The organism is Psychromonas sp. psych-6C06, assembly GCF_002835465.1.
Lineage (GTDB): Bacteria > Pseudomonadota > Gammaproteobacteria > Enterobacterales > Psychromonadaceae > Psychromonas.
In genome coordinates this window covers 89,672-107,719 of the sequence record NZ_PIZM01000008.1, presented here as the reverse complement: position 1 = coordinate 107,719, position 18,048 = coordinate 89,672, and the positions used below count along the sequence as shown (strand labels likewise).

General features: G+C 36.7%; 15 protein-coding genes. 5 read left to right on the top strand and 10 right to left on the bottom strand.

Annotated features, from left to right (window positions below; all coding sequences use genetic code 11):
- Position 1: 1 nt before the first annotated feature.
- The 7 genes from CW745_RS12300 to yegQ form a co-directional block, all read right to left on the bottom strand.
- Complete coding sequence (locus CW745_RS12300; protein WP_101108982.1) at positions 2-997, bottom strand: oligopeptide/dipeptide ABC transporter ATP-binding protein; 996 nt, start codon at positions 995-997, stop codon at positions 2-4.
- Positions 997-1,887, bottom strand: coding sequence for an ABC transporter permease subunit (locus tag CW745_RS12295; protein WP_101108981.1), 891 nt, complete (start codon positions 1,885-1,887; stop codon positions 997-999). The genes CW745_RS12300 and CW745_RS12295 overlap by 1 nt, the downstream gene beginning before the upstream one ends.
- Complete coding sequence (locus CW745_RS12290) at positions 1,874-2,836, bottom strand: ABC transporter permease subunit (protein ID WP_101109044.1); 963 nt, start codon at positions 2,834-2,836, stop codon at positions 1,874-1,876. The genes CW745_RS12295 and CW745_RS12290 overlap by 14 nt, the downstream gene beginning before the upstream one ends.
- Before the next feature lies 1 nt (position 2,837).
- The gene (locus tag CW745_RS12285; protein ID WP_101108980.1) at positions 2,838-4,466 is read right to left on the bottom strand and encodes an ABC transporter substrate-binding protein; all 1,629 of its coding nucleotides are present in this window, start codon (positions 4,464-4,466) and stop codon (positions 2,838-2,840) included.
- Positions 4,467-4,537: 71 nt separating this feature from the next.
- A complete protein-coding gene (locus CW745_RS12280) occupies positions 4,538-5,848 on the bottom strand; it encodes an MATE family efflux transporter (RefSeq protein WP_238596807.1) in 1,311 nt (436 codons plus the stop codon).
- A gap of 59 nt (positions 5,849-5,907) precedes the next feature.
- Positions 5,908-6,156, bottom strand: coding sequence for a YfhL family 4Fe-4S dicluster ferredoxin (locus CW745_RS12275; RefSeq protein ID WP_101108978.1), 249 nt, complete (start codon positions 6,154-6,156; stop codon positions 5,908-5,910).
- A gap of 1 nt (position 6,157) precedes the next feature.
- Entirely contained in the window at positions 6,158-7,504 is a 1,347-nt protein-coding gene (yegQ, locus tag CW745_RS12270) for a tRNA 5-hydroxyuridine modification protein YegQ (protein ID WP_193755605.1), read from the bottom strand.
- A gap of 279 nt (positions 7,505-7,783) precedes the next feature.
- Between yegQ and proQ the strand changes: the two genes are divergently transcribed.
- From proQ to CW745_RS12255, 3 genes are all read left to right on the top strand, one after another.
- Positions 7,784-8,419, top strand: coding sequence for an RNA chaperone ProQ (gene proQ, locus CW745_RS12265; RefSeq protein ID WP_101108976.1), 636 nt, complete (start codon positions 7,784-7,786; stop codon positions 8,417-8,419).
- Between the two features lie 11 nt (positions 8,420-8,430).
- The gene (gene prc / locus CW745_RS12260) at positions 8,431-10,425 is read left to right on the top strand and encodes a carboxy terminal-processing peptidase (RefSeq protein ID WP_101108975.1); all 1,995 of its coding nucleotides are present in this window, start codon (positions 8,431-8,433) and stop codon (positions 10,423-10,425) included.
- A 68-nt stretch (positions 10,426-10,493) separates the two neighbouring features.
- Entirely contained in the window at positions 10,494-12,146 is a 1,653-nt protein-coding gene (locus CW745_RS12255; RefSeq protein ID WP_101108974.1) for an AMP-binding protein, read from the top strand.
- 5 nt (positions 12,147-12,151) lie between these two features.
- Here the strand turns inward: CW745_RS12255 and CW745_RS12250 are convergent, their stop codons facing one another.
- Positions 12,152-12,880 carry a UDP-2,3-diacylglucosamine diphosphatase gene (locus CW745_RS12250; RefSeq protein WP_101108973.1) on the bottom strand — a complete coding sequence of 243 codons (729 nt, stop codon included), beginning with the start codon at positions 12,878-12,880 and terminating at the stop codon, positions 12,152-12,154.
- Positions 12,881-12,882: 2 nt separating this feature from the next.
- Positions 12,883-13,377 (bottom strand): peptidylprolyl isomerase, encoded by a 495-nt coding sequence (locus tag CW745_RS12245; RefSeq protein WP_101108972.1) that lies wholly within the window; start codon positions 13,375-13,377, stop codon positions 12,883-12,885.
- 125 nt (positions 13,378-13,502) lie between these two features.
- On the opposite strand from CW745_RS12245, the gene cysS reads away from it, so the two are divergent.
- Both cysS and CW745_RS12235 read left to right on the top strand, forming a co-directional pair.
- The gene (gene cysS / locus CW745_RS12240; RefSeq protein ID WP_101108971.1) at positions 13,503-14,891 is read left to right on the top strand and encodes a cysteine--tRNA ligase; all 1,389 of its coding nucleotides are present in this window, start codon (positions 13,503-13,505) and stop codon (positions 14,889-14,891) included.
- Positions 14,892-15,147: 256 nt separating this feature from the next.
- Complete coding sequence (locus CW745_RS12235; RefSeq protein ID WP_101108970.1) at positions 15,148-16,548, top strand: undecaprenyl-phosphate glucose phosphotransferase; 1,401 nt, start codon at positions 15,148-15,150, stop codon at positions 16,546-16,548.
- Positions 16,549-16,600: 52 nt separating this feature from the next.
- Here CW745_RS12235 and rsmF read toward each other — a convergent pair whose 3' ends face one another.
- Positions 16,601-18,046, bottom strand: a complete 1,446-nt coding sequence (gene rsmF, locus CW745_RS12230; protein WP_101109043.1) for a 16S rRNA (cytosine(1407)-C(5))-methyltransferase RsmF — start codon at positions 18,044-18,046, stop codon at positions 16,601-16,603.
- Positions 18,047-18,048 lie beyond the last annotated feature (2 nt).

The window sequence follows — 18,048 nt, the reverse complement described above, 5'->3', positions numbered from 1 at the left end:
ATTAATGTTCCAAGGTAGGAAAATGGCAACGAATAATATGTCCTTTATAATTCACTGCATCTGGGTTAGTCACACAGACTCTTTGTGCTTTAGGACACCTAGGGCCAAGCCGACAACCGATAGGCAATTGATTCGCTGGAGGAATACTACCTGGTAAAGTATAAAGTTGTGTCTTGTGGCCAATATTTTCATCAAAAGACAAAATCGTTTTGATCATCGCCTGTGTGTAAGGATGCATAGGTTGTGTGGTGATCTGTTTATAGCTTCCTGACTCAACAGTTTGCCCACAATAAATAAGCGAGATGTAATCAGATAAGTTACTAATACTTCCAAAGTTATTACTTAACAATAGGATAGTCGTGTTGTGTAATTGATTTAATTTATACAAGAGCCTAAATATCTGTGCCTGTGTCACCGCTTCCATTGACGTTGTTGGTTCATCGGCAATCAAAAGGCGAGGGTTGTTGGCGATTGCCATTGCAATCATTACCTTTTGACATATGCCTTCAGATAAATCGTGAGGGTAACTGCTGATTACACTCTTATCATTTTGGATCCCGACTTTGTGTAATAGTTCTTTTATAAGTTGTCGGTGTGCAGATTTTGTAGCTATCTTTTTAAAGATATGCGGTTTAGCAATATTGTCAGGTAACACTTCACGCATTTGATCAAATATTTTCTTGCTAGGATCTAAATATGAACGTGGGTTTTGGAATATAATCGCAATTTCCTTACCCATTATCTTACGTCGCTCTTGCGATGACAGTTTGTTTAAATCGATATTACCTAAATACATCCTATCTGCAGTCACAATCCAATTTTCGTTATGAAGTCCTAATATTGCTTTGGCAATTAGGCTTTTACCAGATCCTGATTCTCCAACCAAGCCGTGAATTGAGCCATCAACGATGTTGAGGTTCGCTTTGTCAATAACACGTATTTTTCCCTGAGCAGTAATAATATCGATGCTCAAGTTTCTGACATCAAGTAACGCCATTATTCTTCTCCTTCAATAACGGCATGACGAACACCTTCTGAAAAAATGTTGAATATGATGATGATTAAAAAAATGGCGATGCCTGGAAAAAGAACTAAATAGGGGGATAGATAAACGAGATCTAAGCTTTTAGCTATCAGTGCACCTAACTCTAACTCTTCAAGGTTTGCACCAAAGCCTAAGAAACCGAGGGTAGTAATTTCAAGCACAGCCATGGTAAATACACGGTTTACGAGGGTAACAAGTGGCTCTATGATATTAGGGAAAATACCAAATCGAAGTAACCGTAGGTTAGTTGCTCCATCTAAGCGAAGTGCAATGACGTGTTGTTTATTAAGTTCATTTTCAATACAGATATAAATGCCACGAATAAATTGTGGCAATAGTGATAACAGCACAGCAAGTAAACTATTCTCATAGCTCATACCAAATAAGACAATTAAGATCAGTGCAGTGAGTAACGTTGGTATGGTTAATAGCGCATCGAGGAGGTGATGCATAACACTGGCTTTTACCCCTTTAGTTAATGCGGCTGTTGCCCCGACCATCAGCCCTAACATGGAAATAATAATAGTAATCGTTAGTGCGCCACCTAATGTTAATTGAAGGCCTTTTAATAAACGAGAAAAAGTATCTCTTCCTAGATCATCGGTCCCTAATAGGTGTGCCGGATTAGCGCCATCAGCCCAATATGGGGGAAGAAGTAACATTTCTGGGTGCTGTAATGTCGGTGGATAAGGAATGATATAGTTACAAAAAAGAGTTATGAGAACTAATAAAATAACTGCCCACATCGAGATTACAGCAATGTTTTTGCCTTTAAAAATAGCCCAAATATATTGCAATGGAGACTGAATCTTTTGTTCGTTAAATTCATTATTGATCAGCATATAAAGTTTTCCGTTTCGTAGGAGAGATGATCACTAACAGCAGATCGACAAGAATGCTGGAGATGAGAATAAAACCAGAGATGATAAGCAGGGCGGTTGACAAGGCGATATAATCCCCTTGTTGAATACTTGCGAATAACCACATTCCCGCTCCTTGATAAGCAAATACAATTTCAATCGCCATAGCAAAAGAAATGATGGTACTAATTTGCAATCGAAGTTGATGAATGATTGGCGGTAATGCATTTTTTAATACATGGCGAAAAACGATTTGTCGTCGTCTTAACCCTTTTGTATGAGCGGCTTTAATATAATTACTTTTCATCACCATCGTAATTGCATGGCGTGTCAATCTAATAATTTCTGACAGTAGAAAGATGGCCAAAACAGAAGACGGTAAAATAATATGGACTAGGTGATTATAAAATGCATCAAGATCGTATTTATCAGAAACTAGCAGGCTATCAAAAAATAGAAAACCAGTGATAACAGGCACTTCAAAGATTGGGCTTATATTGCCATCTATCGGCATAACCCAACCCAATAAATTTGGTAAAATAGTAAAGATGATTGCAACCCAAAAAACAGGTAATGCAAGACCGATTAAGGCAACGCTCATTATTGTGTAATCTAACCCTTGATTACGATCTAAGCCAGCAAAAATACCTAATGGAATACCAACAATACTGGAAAAAAGAAATGCGAAAAAGCACAGCTCTAATGTTGATGCGAAAGCAACAAGCCCTGTTGAAATGATCGGTTTTTGATCCACTGACGAAAGCCCAAAGTCACCATTTAATAGAGCGATTACATAATCAAAATAGTGTGTGAAAATATTTAGATCAGTGTGGTTATGTACCGTCCAATGCTCAATCAAAAAAGCAAGTATACTAAGTATAAAAGCAGTAATCGCAAGCAGGTATAAGCGTCGTATAAAATAGTTAAACATGTTATTGCGCCATTACCTGGTGAATAGGAGGTGTTTTTTGTACTTTATCGAAATTAATACCTGTAAGCGGATCTATTTGTAAGCCACTAATATTTTGATTAAATACATCAAAACGTAATAAGTGCGCGATGGGAAGGTATATTCGTTGCGATTGAATTTGTTCTTGTAGTTGATAATAGTTTTTTACACGTTGGATAAAGTTGGTCTCTAATAAGGTATCGTCAAGTAATGATTGAATGTTGTCATCACACCACTGACTAGTATTCCCCTCTAAAGGGTTTGCGTTACAACTCAATAATGGTCTAAAAAGGTTATCAGGATCTTTGATATAAGGACTGATTCCAGTTAAAAATAGATCATAATCACCACTGAGTAGTGCTGCCTGTAACTCTGCCTGTCTTAACTGTACTATAACACTGCTAACACCAACATCGGTTAGATTGGACTGTATAAGTTCTGCAGTTTTATAAAAATTAGGATTAAAAATAGAGTTTTTAATCGGCGCTAAAATTCGCAATGTACGAGAAAAATCAAATTCATTTTTTTGTAATTCTTGAATACTTTCCTCTGGTGAAAAACGTACTTTTTCGGTACGTGGGTTATAGGCCCATGACTGGTTGGGTAAAAGGTGATCGCTAGCCTCAGCGGTCTCAAAAAAAACAGCATCTATAATCGTCTTCTGATCAATTGCATGACTTATCGCTTGTCGAATTTCAGCACTATTCAAATCTTTTGCTTTGCTGTTAAAGGCTAATAATGCAACATTACCTGTTGGATGACTACTTAACGATACACTTGAATTTCTACTAATTTGTGTAACTTGGCTAGATGCGGGATTGGTGATGATATCGCATTCTCCCGATAATAACTTTGCATATCTTTTAGTCGCATTTGGGGTGATGTCATAAATTAAATTCTTAATAGAAACTGGTTTTTGCCATGGGTTGTGGTGCGCTTCATAGCGAATGACTCTATTGGTACTGTTGGTCTTTAATTGGAATGGTCCAGTACCAATAGGGAAGTAATCAATCTCTTCAGGGTGTCCGGACTGCAAAAGTTTTAAGGCATACTCTTGTGAGTGAATAACTGCATAATGGGCAGCTAAATTGGCAAGTAATGATGCATCGGGTTTATTAAGGTTAAACTGAATGGTGTAATTATCTACCTTTACTATTTTTGTCACCAAATTAGAAAATGGGTGGTTATAAAGGTAAGTCTCAGTATCAGCATTAATATTAATCGCGTGATAGGGATGGTTATCGGAAAGCATGCGTTTAAAGCTAAAAATGACATCGTTTGCATTCAATTTTCGGCTTGGAGTAAAACGTTCATTTTGATGGAAATTTACATCTTTACGTAAGAAAAAAGTATATTTCGTTTTATCATTGTTTATTTGCCATTCATGTGCAATATCAGGAATGAAACGTTGGCTGATAGGATCTATTTTTACTAAGCGGTTAAACAATTGATTGGTGGTGGCATCAAGTGTTGCGACATCATGACTAATTTGAGGATTAAAGGAATCTGGAGCTTTGTCTAAACAATAAAGTAAACTATCAGTCTGAGTAGTTTCAGCCTCATAACAAGCAGATAAAAACGCTAGGCTAAAATATATTGGTAAAAATCGCATGATAGATCAGGCATTCCGTTAATGTATTTGTTTATTAGAACAATAATTGATTAAACAATTAATGAAGTTGATCAAGAACTTGAAGGTTGATCATTTTTTTTTCGTTTATGTTTCATTTGTATCGTAAACATTAAATGTCGAGTTAGAAAAAGGGCAATAAAACCAAAAACAATACTGCCTAATGCTTGCCCATAAAGTATACCTACTCCACCAAACAAAAAAGCACCAATTGTCACAAAAGGGATGGTGCCCAGCGTCATCTTTCCGATATTTAACAAGGTAGCATATTTGGGGTAGCCTAAATTGTTCAAGAATGCCATTGCAATAAAAGTGATCCCTGTAAATATAAATGTAACTGCAATATGCTGACAAAATATTCTAATTAACATCGCTGTCTCGTGTTCTGCATTAAATATTGTCACGATCTTTTCTTGGCCAAAAGATAAAGCAAGTGCGACCACTAAACAGTATCCGGTAGTAAACTTCAACGACTCAGTGAAGGTTTGTTGTAAACGCGAAAAATTCAAAACGCCGAAGTTTTGACTAATAATAGGGCCGATTGCCCCCGAAACGGCAAACATTACGCAAAAAACAACGGGGATTATTCTTCCGATGATAGCCCAGGCAGCAATATACGCGGTACCATATTTAGCTATTTCATAGGTAACATATAAATTACCAAAAGGGGTTGCAAGTTGGGTAAACATCGCCGGTACAGCGATCTGTGATATTTTTTTAAAGTCAGTAATTAATTTTGCATAGTTGAGTTTAATTAGCATTTGGTGCTTGTTAATGACATAAAATAAAGCAATAAATAAAGCACTTATTCGTGCTATTAATGAAGCATACGCTGCACCTTGAAGATCCATCGCAAATACAAAAATAAAAACAGGATCTAATAATGCATTGATTATTGCGCCTGAAACTGTCGCATACATCGCGTGTTTTGCATCCGCTAGGCTACGAAGAGTTGCATTCATTTGCATGGTAATAGCAAGGATTGGAGCGCCAAATATAACAATACGTACGTATGATGTAGCTTGAGTTAGTGTTTCGCCCTGCGCTCCTAGTGCTGACAATAATAAAGGTGCAAAATACCAGATAAAAAATGCAATCAAAGAGGTAAAGAGGGTGGCAAACAGAGTAAGATGGGAGACATAGCGCTTAGCATCTGCTTGTTTTTGTTGTGCAATTAACTTGGCAACTAAAGCACTATTCGCGATGGTTAATCCAATACTCAGTGCCGTGGTAATAAAAATAATAGCGCTCGCGTAACCAACTGCAGCAGTATAATCATTATTTTCCAACAAACTAATAAAATAGATGTCTACTAAATCAACCATGAAAATGGCGAGCAAACCAATGGCATTAGTAGTAGACATAGTGATCACATGTTTAAAAATGGATCCCTTTAAGAACTTGGCTTTTTGCATCTCACTTCTTAAGTGTAGAGTTGTGCAAATTTATCTAACAACTGTGTTTCGCTTTCAACATTGTTAGGATCAACAATAATACAGTTATTGATTGGACAAACTGCCATGCAAGTAGGCTTTTCATAATGCCCAACACATTCAGTGCATCGTGTTGGGTCAATCTCATAAATCTCTGCCCCAAACGAAATGGCTTCATTTGGACACTCCGGATCACACATGTCACAGTTGATGCAATTATCTTTAATTAAAAGTGCCATATTAAGACTTGTGTGGGTTACGTGTATCAGACCCAGTGTTTAAGTTGCGCATTAATAAACCATGGTTTAAATCAATCTCTTTTGGGATTGGCATGTATAAGACATGACCAGAGCCTGGCGCGACATCAACGAGTTCACCTTTGCGATTTTGGAGCTCTTCAAGTTTAAAGTTGATGTTACCTTGAGGCGTCATTAACTCGAGTGCATCACCGACCAAAAATTTATTTTTAACGGCAACTTCTGCTAAACCATTTTCATTTCGTCCGGTCATTTCTCCGACAAACTGTTGGCTTTCACTGATCGAATATCCGTAATCATAATTTTGGTATTGATCATGTGTATGGCGACTGAGAAAACCTTCTGTGTAACCCCTGTGTGCAAGATTTTCAAGGGTCCCCATCAAGCTTGGGTCAAAAGGGCGACCTGCAATCGCATCATCCATCGCTTTACGATAAACTTGTGCTGTGCGTGCACAGTAATAGAAACTTTTAGTGCGTCCTTCAATTTTAAATGAGTTAACACCGATACTAAGTAGACGTTCAACATGCTGAATCGCACGCAAGTCTTTAGAGTTCATGATGTATGTGCCATGCTCATCTTCAAAAGCAGGCATATATTCATTCGGTCGGCCTTCTTCTTGGAGAAGAAATATTTGATCTGTGGTTTGCCCCGTGCCTAAAGTTGGCTCTGGTTTATGTATCGCGACTATATCACCAGTTTCATTTTCAGTCGCTTCATGAGCATCATACTTCCAGCGACAAGAATTGGTGCAGGTACCCTGGTTGGGATCGCGTTTATTAATATAGCCAGATAATAAGCAACGACCAGAATAAGCCATGCAAAGCGCACCATGAACAAACACTTCGATTTCAATGTCTGGGCAGTGCTGACGAATATCTTCTATTTCATCGAGAGATAATTCTCTTGAAAGAATGACTCGTTTAATACCTTGAGACTCCCAAAATTTAACACTTGCCCAATTTACAGCATTTGCTTGTACACTTAAGTGAATTGTCATTTCTGGAAATGCTTCACGTACCATCATTATTAAGCCGGGATCAGACATGATTAAAGCATCTGGTTGAAGATCAATGACTGGTTTCATATCCCTTATAAATGTTTTTAATTTTGAATTATGGGGTTGAATATTACACACCACGAAAAGTTGCTTTCCCTGAGCATGTGCTTCATCAATACCAATTTTCAATTTTTCTAAATTAAATTCATTATTACGAACACGAAGCGAATAGCGAGGTTGACCTGCATAAACAGCATCAGCACCGTATGCAAAAGCATATCTCATATTTTTAAGTGTGCCTGCGGGGGAAAGTAGTTCTGGTTTCATAATTTTCTCTATCTGATTTTATATCAGGGTAGTAAACAGGGAGTCTTTAAAGGCGTAAAGTTTACGCTTTTTTAAATCAAAGAGAAAGGGCAGTCTTATTTTCATTAAATTGTAAAATTAATAGGTTTTATTTTAGTAGCTTATAGTTTAACTAGTTAAAAAATCAGGGAAAGTTAAATTAAGTTTCACATTTCTCCCGCGCATCACTATAATGTGGCAATATTTCGATTTTAAAAAATTACTTTTTCGTCAATACATTGGCATCAATCATTTAGGTTTTACATGGAAAACACAGAAAAATTTACCAACAACAAACAGATTATTGCTTTTTTAACTGAGCAGTTTCCACTATGTTTCACTGCGGGAAGCGTGGACGCTAAACCATTAAAAATTGGTTTGTTTCAAGAGCTTGCAACTCGTTTATCGGAAGAGCCTCGTGTTAGTAAAACACAATTACGTGGTGCACTACGCCAGTACACTTTAAGTTGGAGATACCTACATTGCATTAAGCAATCAGTAAAACGTGTTGATCTAGAAGGTGTTGAAGGTGATGAGGTGTCTGCTGAGCATGCTGAGCATGCATTAAAAACGCTTAAAGAAAGTAAAGAAAAAGCGTTTGCAAATAAGAAAAAAGAAAGCAATACAACAAACAACGAAGAAAAAGCTAAACGCGCACCTAAAAAGGTGAATGTGCCTAGCCGTAATAAGAAGCCTGCGCCAAAAAAAGAGATAGTAGAAGATCTTAGTAAGTATAAAGAAGCGACACACTCTGAACTCTCATTAAATCAAGGTGTCAAAGTTTTATTAGGCAAAGCGCCAGTATCAGGTGTTGTTGTTGAAATCATGAAAGATGATGTTCAAGTTCAATTGAACTCAGGCATGACTGTTAAAGTTAAAGCCAAGCATTTAATCGTATAAAAGGTATTTTAATGAATAAATTTTTTCGTCACTCGTTATTTATTGTCGGTACGTTGTGTGCTGGCTTTGTTTTTGCCACATCAGCAAATTATGATGTCAAAGATATCCCGCAACTCGCACAACAAGAACAACATGCCAAAGTGGTGAAAAGAGTGAGTGACTTATACAGTCGCTCTCATTATAAATTTATTCCCCTTGATGATGGGCTCTCACAAAAAATATTTGAGCGTTATATCGAGCAACTCGACTATAATAAACAACTATTTTTACAGAGTGACATTGATGAGCTAAAAGTTCATCAGTTTGCTTTAGATGATAGTTTAAAGTCAGGTAACGTTGATCCTGCATATATAATTTATCAACTTAACTTAACGCGTCGATATGAACGTTACTCTTATGCACTTTCTTTATTAAATAAAGAGATGAAGTTTGATGTTGATGAGAGTTATCAGTTTGACCGTAGTGATGCGGATTGGGCTAAAACATCAGAAGAGTTAGACCAAATTTGGCAACGTAAAGTTAAATCTGACGCATTATCATTAAAACTAACAGATAAAGATTGGCCTGCTATTAAAGAGCGTTTGAGCAAGCGCTATAAAAGTGCAATTAAGCAGTTGACTCAAACTGAAAGTGAAGATGTCTTCCAAGCATTCATGAATGCATACTCACATACCGTTGAACCCCACACTAGTTATCTTTCACCACGTAATGCCGAGCGATTTAAGCAAGATATGAATCTATCCTTAGAAGGTATCGGTGCCGTTTTACAATTAGAGGATGACTATACTGTAGTACGAAGCCTTGTACCTGGCGGGCCCGCTGATCGTTCTAAGCTTATCGCAAAAGACGATAAAATAATCGGTGTTGGCCAAGATGGCGAAAAAATTGTCGATATAATTGGATGGCGTCTTGATGATATTGTTGATTTGATCAAAGGTCCAAAAGGCACAAAAGTACAATTACAAATACAGTCTGGTAAGGCTGGGGATAAAAACCGCGTGATAGAAATTGTGCGGGAAAAAATACATCTTGAAGATCGTGAAGCTAAGTCATCGGTTGAAGAGATTAACGGGAAAAAAATTGGCGTGATCACTATTCCAAGTTTTTATGTCAAATTGAGTGAAGATATCGATAAAGCACTTACTGAGCTTAAAGAGCAAAAAGTTGAAGGCGTTATCATTGATCTTCGTAACAATGGAGGAGGCTCACTTTCGGAAGCCACTTTGTCTACAGGTTTATTTATTAGCGAAGGACCAGTGGTACAAGTTCGTGATAGTCGTAATAAAATTGAAGTCCAAGGTGATGTAAACGAAACGGTCAGTTATGATGGCCCACTGACAGTACTTGTTAATAGGTATAGTGCTTCTGCTTCCGAAATTTTTGCCGCTGCATTGCAGGACTATGGACGCGCGATTATTATCGGAGAACAAACATTTGGAAAAGGTACCGTTCAACAGCATCGACGTATTTCACGATTTTACGATGAAGATGCCGATGTAATCGGATCTGTTCAATATACCATTGCAAAGTTTTATCGAATAGATGGTGGCAGTACACAGCATAAAGGTGTTATTCCTGACATACTTTTTCCATCTGCTGTTGATCATAAAGACACAGGTGAAAGTCTCGAAAAGAATGCACTACCATGGGATAATATAAAATCTGCAAACTATGAAAAACTAGAAGATCTTAAATCAAATATCGCTAAACTGACTCAGATTCATGATGAACGTATTAAGAATGAAGTAGAATTTAGCTACTTATATAACGATATTAAAGAGTATCAAGAAGAAAAAGATCAAACTTCAATTACACTGATGGAAAGTGAGCGTATTAAACAACGCGAAGAAAAAGAACAACGTGCTCTTGTCAGAGTAAACGAAAGGTTACAGCGTGGTGGTTTAGAAAAGGTAAAATCATTAGATGATATTCCGGATGACTTTGAGCCTATTGATGCTTTTTTACTAGAAGCTGCTGCGATTACATTAGATTATTCAAAAATGTAACTACCAGTAAGTTTTACTGACCGGCTTTATAGTCGGTCTTTTTTTATCTTTTTTTTGTGGTGATCAATATGTTTGCACCTTGGTTTAAACACTTGCCAAAAGATATTTCAAGCAATCAACTCGACTCTACACTGAACTCGCTTAATGAATTATTTGAATTGAGCTTTAAACAATTCTCAGAAAAGCCCGCATTTATAAACATGGGAACAACGCTAACTTTTAGAGCATTAGAGCAACGATCCCGCAACATTGCATGCTATCTGCAACAGTCTCTTAAATATAAGAAAGGGACTCGTGTTGCCATTATGATGCCTAATATTTTGCAATACCCTATCGTTTTATTGGGTATTTTAAGGGCTGGAATGATAGTCGTTAACGTGAACCCATTGTATACAGCGAGGGAGTTAAAGCACCAAGTCAAGGATGCAGGTGCAGAAGTAATCTTCATCATTGAAAATGTTGCACATACACTGTCTGAAGTTATTGAAGAGCTACCTATTAAGCATGTTGTAATCACCCAAGTTGCTGATGAATTACCATTTTATAAACGTAATTTTTTAAATTTCGCTATGAAGTATTTAAAAAGAAAAATCCTTCCTTATTCTTTGCCTAAAGCCAACTCTTATTTAACAGCACTTTCGCTAGGGAAGTTAAACTGCTATCAATGTCCTGCATTAAAAGGAGATGATATCGCTTTTATTCAATATACTGGTGGCACAACAGGACTATCGAAGGGGGCGATCTTATCCCACCAAAATATTATTAAAAGTTTACAGCAAGCTGACCTTTTTTTTGGCCCTTCTTTTAATTGTAAAGAAAACTTAATTGTCACAGCCTTACCGCTGTTTCACGCCTATGCATTAACGGTTAACTGTTTGTATTTTTTAAAGAAAGGGGGCTGCAACTTATTAATTTCCAACCCAAAAGACACTGGTAGCTTCATTAATGAATTGAAAAACTATCAATTTAATTATTTTACTGGACTAAACACTCTTTTTGAAACGTTACTATCAGATTCAAAGTTTCATAAAATTGATTTCAGCCAGTTAAAAATTACGCTCTCAGGCGGAATGTCAACTCAAGCTACTGTTGCAAACCATTGGCATAAAGTGACCGGAAATTACATTATTGCTGGGTATGGCATGACTGAATGCTCCCCGATGATCAGTGTTTCACTACCTTGTATGAATTACTTTAGTCGCAGTGTGGGTATCCCGATGGTTGGCACTCAATTAAGATTGAGGAAAACTGACAATACGCTTGTCGATAGTCTACAAAAAAAAGGAGAAATTGAAGTCAAAGGTCCACAGGTGATGCGCGGTTACTGGAATAATATAACAGAAACTAACGAGGTATTAAAAAATGGCTGGTTTAGTACTGGTGATATTGGTTTTTTCGACGATGAGGGTTTTTTAAATCTTGTTGATAGAAAAAAAGAATTGATCATTGTCTCCGGGTTTAATGTGTATCCCAATGAAGTCGAGACTGTTGTTAATCAATTATCTGGAGTAACGGAATGTGCTGTTGTTGGTGTGAATGATCGATATAGCGGTGAGCGAGTTAAACTTTTTGTCGTCTTAAATAATCCAGACTTAACATTTGAAAAAATTATTCAGCATTGTAAACAGTATTTGACAGCTTACAAATGCCCTAAACAGATTGAAATTGTAGAAACTTTACCTAAAAATAACCTAGGAAAAGTGTTAAAGCATAAATTATGAGCTGGTTAATCAACCTTACTAATATGTAATTGACAGGATTGTTCAGTAACTTCAAGGTAACTATAGTTGTGGAACCAATCACCTACATCATAGCGCTTAAAACTCTCCCCACTAATTTTAAATTGATGTTCCGCAACTTGGTGTGTATGTCCATGGATCAAAGTATGACAGCGATGAAATAGTAGCAACCGTTCAACTTCGTCTTGGGTTACACCCATGATATTATTTTTTTTGTGTACTTTTTTAGATTGGCTTGCTGTTCTTATCTTCCAGCCAATTTTTTTTCTAAAATGTAATGGCAGTAGATTAAAAATCGTTTGTAAAATCGGGTTGTGGATAACTTTTCGCATCTTCTGATAATTTTTGTCGGCTAAACAAAGCGTATCACCATGCATTAATAATACTTTTTGCCCATAAAGCGTTACCACGTAGTGCTCGGGTAATAATTGCATCGATGATTGATTTGCATACTTTTTACCAATCATAAAATCACGGTTACCATGAATATAATATATTGGGATGTGATGCTGTTTAGAATATTGCGATAATTTATCTGCAACTAAATCCATTAACGGGGTATGCTCATCATCGCCTATCCAAACCTCAAAAAGATCCCCTAAAATATATAATGCATCGATATTTGTCGTATGCGAATCTAAAAAAGAAAAAAATGTTTCAGTTATTTTAGGGTGTTGCTCGCTAAGGTGAAGATCGGCGATGAAGAGAGTTGACATTATTAACCCACTGTTACATTAGTAATAAGAACATCTTCAAGTGGTACATCTTGGTGAACAAAGCCAAAATTACCAGTGGCTACATCTTTAATTTTATCGACCACAACAAAACCATCAACAACTTCAGCAAAAACACAATAACCCCAACCATCTGTTGTTTCTGATTTAAAATCTAAAAACTTGTTATCATTTACGTTAATAAAAAACTGTGCAGAAGCTGAATGTGGTTCCATTGTACGGGCCATTGCAACAGAATATTTCTTGTTAGATAAGCCATTATTAGCTTCATTTTTCACTGGCTTATTGGTGCTTTTTTCTTCCATACCAGGCTCGAACCCACCGCCTTGGATCATAAACCCATCAATTACTCGGTGAAAAATAGTGTTGTCGTAATGACCTGATTCTGCGTATTTAATAAAGTTTGCAACCGTTTTAGGTGCTTTTTCTTCATTAAGTTCAAGCTTAATATCGCCAAAGTTTGTATGTAAAGTAATCATTATCAGATCCTATTTGTTTTAAAAAAGCCATCATAACCGATCTCATTAATTCAATAAATACAAAGGGTGAATTTGTTAGCAGAGCAGGTTAGAATATCCTTTTATTTCGCATAGATGGAAAGCTAATGTTAAAGATATACAACACACTAACAAAACAAAAAGAGCAATTTAAACCCCTTATCGCTGGTAAAGTTGGCATGTATGTGTGTGGTGTTACCATTTATGACTATTGTCACATTGGTCATGGACGTACGTTTGTGGCATTCGATACTGTCGCACGTTACTTACGTTTTAGTGGCTATGATCTTACCTTTATTCGTAATATTACAGATGTAGATGATAAAATTATAAAACGGGCTAATGAAAATGGTGAAACCTGTGATCAATTAACGACACGTTTTACACAAGCAATGCATCAAGATTTTGATGCATTAAATATGTTGCGTCCAGACATTGAGCCACGAGTAACGGATCACATGCCTGAAGTTATCGCCATGATTGATACTCTCATTAGCAAAAAACATGCTTATGTTGCTGAAAATGGTGATGTTCTGTTTTCGGTGGCAAGTTATGAAGATTACGGCAAGCTTAGTGGGCAGAATTTACAGATGTTACAGGCAGGCTCTCGCGTTGACATTGATGAAAAAGAAAGTAAAAACAATCCACTTGATTTTGTTCTCTGGAAAATGGCCAAGCCTGATGAACCATTCTGGAAATCTCCATGGGGTAACGGCCGACCAGGTTGGCATATTGAATGTTCTGCAATGAATAATAAGCACCTAGGTGAGGTTTTTGATATTCATGGTGGTGGCTCTGATCTTGCTTTCCCACATCATGAAAACGAAATAGCTCAGTCTTGCTGTGCACATCATGGTAAGTATGTTAATACTTGGATGCATTCCGGTATGGTACAAATTGATAAAGTGAAAATGTCCAAATCGCTGAACAATTTTTTTACTATTAAAGACGTATTAGATGTATACGATAGTGAAACAGTTCGTTATTTTTTAATTTCGGGCCATTATCGTAGCCAATTAAATTATTCAGAAGATAACTTGAAACAAGCGCGTGCGAGTTTAGAACGTTTATATACGGCTATTCGTGATGTTGATTATACCAACGGAATGGTTAATAAAGAGTGCCCTTATTACAAGAAATTCATTAATGCAATGGATGATGACTTCAACACACCAGAGGCATTGGCTGTCATATTTGAGTTAACTAAAGAGTTAAATAGACTTAAAACGAATGATATTGAACAAGCCAAATCTATTGCATTTCAGCTGGTATCATTTGCAAATGTACTTGGCTTATTATTCCAAGACCCTGAACAATTCATGCAGGGCAATGAATCTAAAGATGAAGTTGCAGTTATTGAAGCATTAATTAAGCAACGTAATGATGCCCGGGTCAATAAAGATTGGCCAAGTGCTGATGATGCCCGTGATAAGCTGGCTGCGCTTAATATTATTTTAGAAGATGGGCCTAATGGTACGACTTGGCGTAAGCAATAAGCTTTATTAACGGTAAAGTTTTATTTAAAATTTGATATTCGATTGGGCATATAAAAGATAAGTTTATCTATACTGTCATCTTTGCTTAATCGAATTTCAAACTCATTCCAGCGGATTCAAATAAATATAAATCGCTAATCAGATAAACGTTATTTAACTATTAACATTGTGAATTTATTGTCAAATGCGCTGTGTTTTGGTAAGCTCATCACACTTTTTTGTGTGGCGATTAACATCGCGTTTTCGAAGGGATTTCATGGTTCAACTTAGTTACGTAAAAGATAACATTAATCAATTTTCAGCCGTTTATCGGGTGGTCGATTTTTCAATAATTCAAATTATTCTTTTAATTTGTATTAAATCATATTCCATACAACTTAGTGACACCTATGTAATGATTGGCTTAATTGCAACGATCGCATTTTTCGTCGTAGCAGAAAGTATTCAATTATATCGTTCATGGCGTACTAGTAATGCATTACGCCTTCCTCTTTATACCTTTGCAAGTTGGGTTGTAGCAGTGTTTGCTGTGACTACCTTCCTCTTTTTTAGTAAGACCAGTGTAGAAATATCAAGGCTAGTAATTGGTTTTTGGTTCGTCCTTACTTGTTTTTCTTTAATTAGCTGGCGTTTAGCGGTTAGAGTGTATTTATTCAAACGTCGTCGAATGGGATTTAATTCACGTAAAGTGGCTATTTTTGGATTGACTCATTCAGGCGTCGAGTTAGCAAATCAGTTTCAAAACTCACCTGAAGCGGGTTTTACTTTGAGTGCATTTTTTGATGATCGAGATGCAGAGCGTCTACCTAATCAGTTCAATGATAAATTACAAGGCGATGTAAATCATGGAGTTGAACAAGCACGCTCAGGTCGTTTCAATGCGGTTTATATTGCATTGCCCCTTGATGCGCAAAAACGTATTGAATCTATCTTGCGTTCATTAGGTGATACAACAGTTGATGTGCATTTGGTACCTGATAATTTCATCGGAAATTTATTACACGCTCGCACCTCCTATGTTGGCAATATACAGACTATTAGTGTTTATGAATCGCCTTTGAATCTTTTTACTTCAATGGCTAAACGCTTAGAAGACATCATTGGCTCAATCATGATTCTTTGTGGGATTGCTATCCCGATGCTCATTATTGCAATGCTAATAAAGCTTGATTCATCAGGGCCTGTCTTTTTCAAACAAAAACGTTATGGTTTAGATGGCAAAGCTATTAATGTATGGAAATTTCGCTCAATGACTGTTGCTGATAATGGTGATGTTGTAAAACAGGCTACGAAAGGTGATGCGCGAATTACTAAATTAGGGGCAATGTTACGCCGTACTTCTCTCGATGAATTACCTCAATTTATAAATGTGTTACAGGGGCAAATGTCAATCGTGGGCCCTCGTCCTCATGCTGTTGCGCATAATGAGCAGTATAGGAGCCAGGTTGATTTTTATATGTTACGCCATAAAGTAAAACCAGGGATTACAGGTTGGGCACAAATTAATGGCTGGCGTGGTGAAACAGATACGCTAGATAAAATGGAAAAACGTATAGAATTTGATTTAGAGTATATTAGAAACTGGTCAATTTTATTAGATCTTAGAATTATATTTTTAACAATATTTAAAGGCTTTGTTAATAAAAATGCTTATTAACAACTAAGGCACCTTATATAGTTCGCTGAAAAAGCTATATAAGGTGATCAACTTACTGTTCAAATAGATTATTATCTCGAATTAGTTCCCTTGGTAAGTTGTTTTTAAAACGGTTATTGAGCCCTTTACCTAACCCAATTATCACCCCGCGATAACTCGCTAACGCCTCTCCAGTTGCTTTTGATGTATTAATGTCACGAATATCGACGCCTTGATAAAAGCTTTGAGCTTGTTGTGCAGTTAATTCTATGATGTTTTTAGTTGCTAACTGCCCGAATGTAGTCACAAATTCATGTTGTGTTTTAAATCCGACTTTACGAAGATTACCGAACTCTTCGGCAATCTTAATACCTAAACGAGAAAATCGAATTTCATTGATAAATGGTTTGATATTATCTGGAAACAACCAAAACTCTTTATCGCGTTGATATAACATGCCATCTATATTTTCAATGCCAAACTGTTTCGAAAAATAGCTGTATAACTGAGCTTCTTTTTGTCGAGTTGGCCTGATAAAAGGAATTTTACCAAGTCGCTTCTTAGCATGGCTGACTTCTACCTTTGCTATCTTACGAATCGCTGCAACAAAGAACCCTTCACTATCATAAACCTGTGGCCAAATATGAAGAAAACCCTCTGCAGTTATTACTTTTTCTGCTCCTTCATAAAGTGAACCTAAACTTAAGAACTCAACACTATCAGGGTATTTTGTTTGTAAATGTGTACAAATATTTTGGTTTTCTTCAAGGCTTAATGTACATGTTGAGTAGATTAACACTCCGTCAACTTTTAATGCTTGAAAAGCACTTTCAATCAATCCTTGTTGCATTGAAGCAATATCTTCGATGGCTATTTGACTCCAATTTTTCATCGCTAGTTTGTCTTTACGAATAGTTCCTTCACCAGAGCAGGGGGAATCAAGGAGTATTGCATCAAAACTATCAGGTAACCAAGTGCCGAAAACTTTTGCATCAAAATGAGTAAGAGCAACATTTTTAATTCCACAGCGCTGAATGTTTGCATGGAGCATCTTTATACGACTTGATGAAAACTCGTTAGCAATGATTAATCCTTTGTTGTCCATCTTCGCGGCTATTTGTGTGGTTTTAGATCCAGGAGCGGCCGCTGCATCTAACAGTGTTTTATCTTCATCTGCCTGAAAGTAGTGAAATAAAGCAGACACAGGCATCATTGAACTTGCTTCTTGAATGTAGAAAAGGCCTGCTAGGTGTTCAAAGCTATTACCAAGTGGTGAAGTTTCATTTTCAATTGAGATCCAAAAACCTGTTTCACACCAAGGGATCGGAGATAATATCCAGCCGTGTTCCGCTGCTCGATTGATAAAATCGGTAATTGATATTTTTAAAGTATTGACACGAATTGAACGACGTAATGGTTGATGGCAGCTATCTACAAACTCTTGTAATGACAGCGATTCAGGAAGAATAGTTGCCATCTTTTCGATAAATTCTTGTGGCAATAATGTGTTATTTTCTATTG

Coding starts and splice junctions, on each gene's coding strand:
- CW745_RS12250 (WP_101108973.1), bottom strand. CDS start 12,880: ATGTCAACTCTCTTCATCGCCGATCTTCACCTTAGCGAGCAACACCCT.
- CW745_RS12280 (WP_238596807.1), bottom strand. CDS start 5,848: ATGTCTACTACTAATGCCATTGGTTTGCTCGCCATTTTCATGGTTGAT.
- CW745_RS12290 (WP_101109044.1), bottom strand. CDS start 2,836: ATGTTTAACTATTTTATACGACGCTTATACCTGCTTGCGATTACTGCT.
- proQ (WP_101108976.1), top strand. CDS start 7,784: ATGGAAAACACAGAAAAATTTACCAACAACAAACAGATTATTGCTTTT.
- CW745_RS12245 (WP_101108972.1), bottom strand. CDS start 13,377: ATGATTACTTTACATACAAACTTTGGCGATATTAAGCTTGAACTTAAT.
- prc (WP_101108975.1), top strand. CDS start 8,431: ATGAATAAATTTTTTCGTCACTCGTTATTTATTGTCGGTACGTTGTGT.
- CW745_RS12255 (WP_101108974.1), top strand. CDS start 10,494: ATGTTTGCACCTTGGTTTAAACACTTGCCAAAAGATATTTCAAGCAAT.
- CW745_RS12275 (WP_101108978.1), bottom strand. CDS start 6,156: ATGGCACTTTTAATTAAAGATAATTGCATCAACTGTGACATGTGTGAT.
- CW745_RS12295 (WP_101108981.1), bottom strand. CDS start 1,887: ATGCTGATCAATAATGAATTTAACGAACAAAAGATTCAGTCTCCATTG.
- cysS (WP_101108971.1), top strand. CDS start 13,503: ATGTTAAAGATATACAACACACTAACAAAACAAAAAGAGCAATTTAAA.
- CW745_RS12285 (WP_101108980.1), bottom strand. CDS start 4,466: ATGCGATTTTTACCAATATATTTTAGCCTAGCGTTTTTATCTGCTTGT.
- CW745_RS12300 (WP_101108982.1), bottom strand. CDS start 997: ATGGCGTTACTTGATGTCAGAAACTTGAGCATCGATATTATTACTGCT.
- CW745_RS12235 (WP_101108970.1), top strand. CDS start 15,148: ATGGTTCAACTTAGTTACGTAAAAGATAACATTAATCAATTTTCAGCC.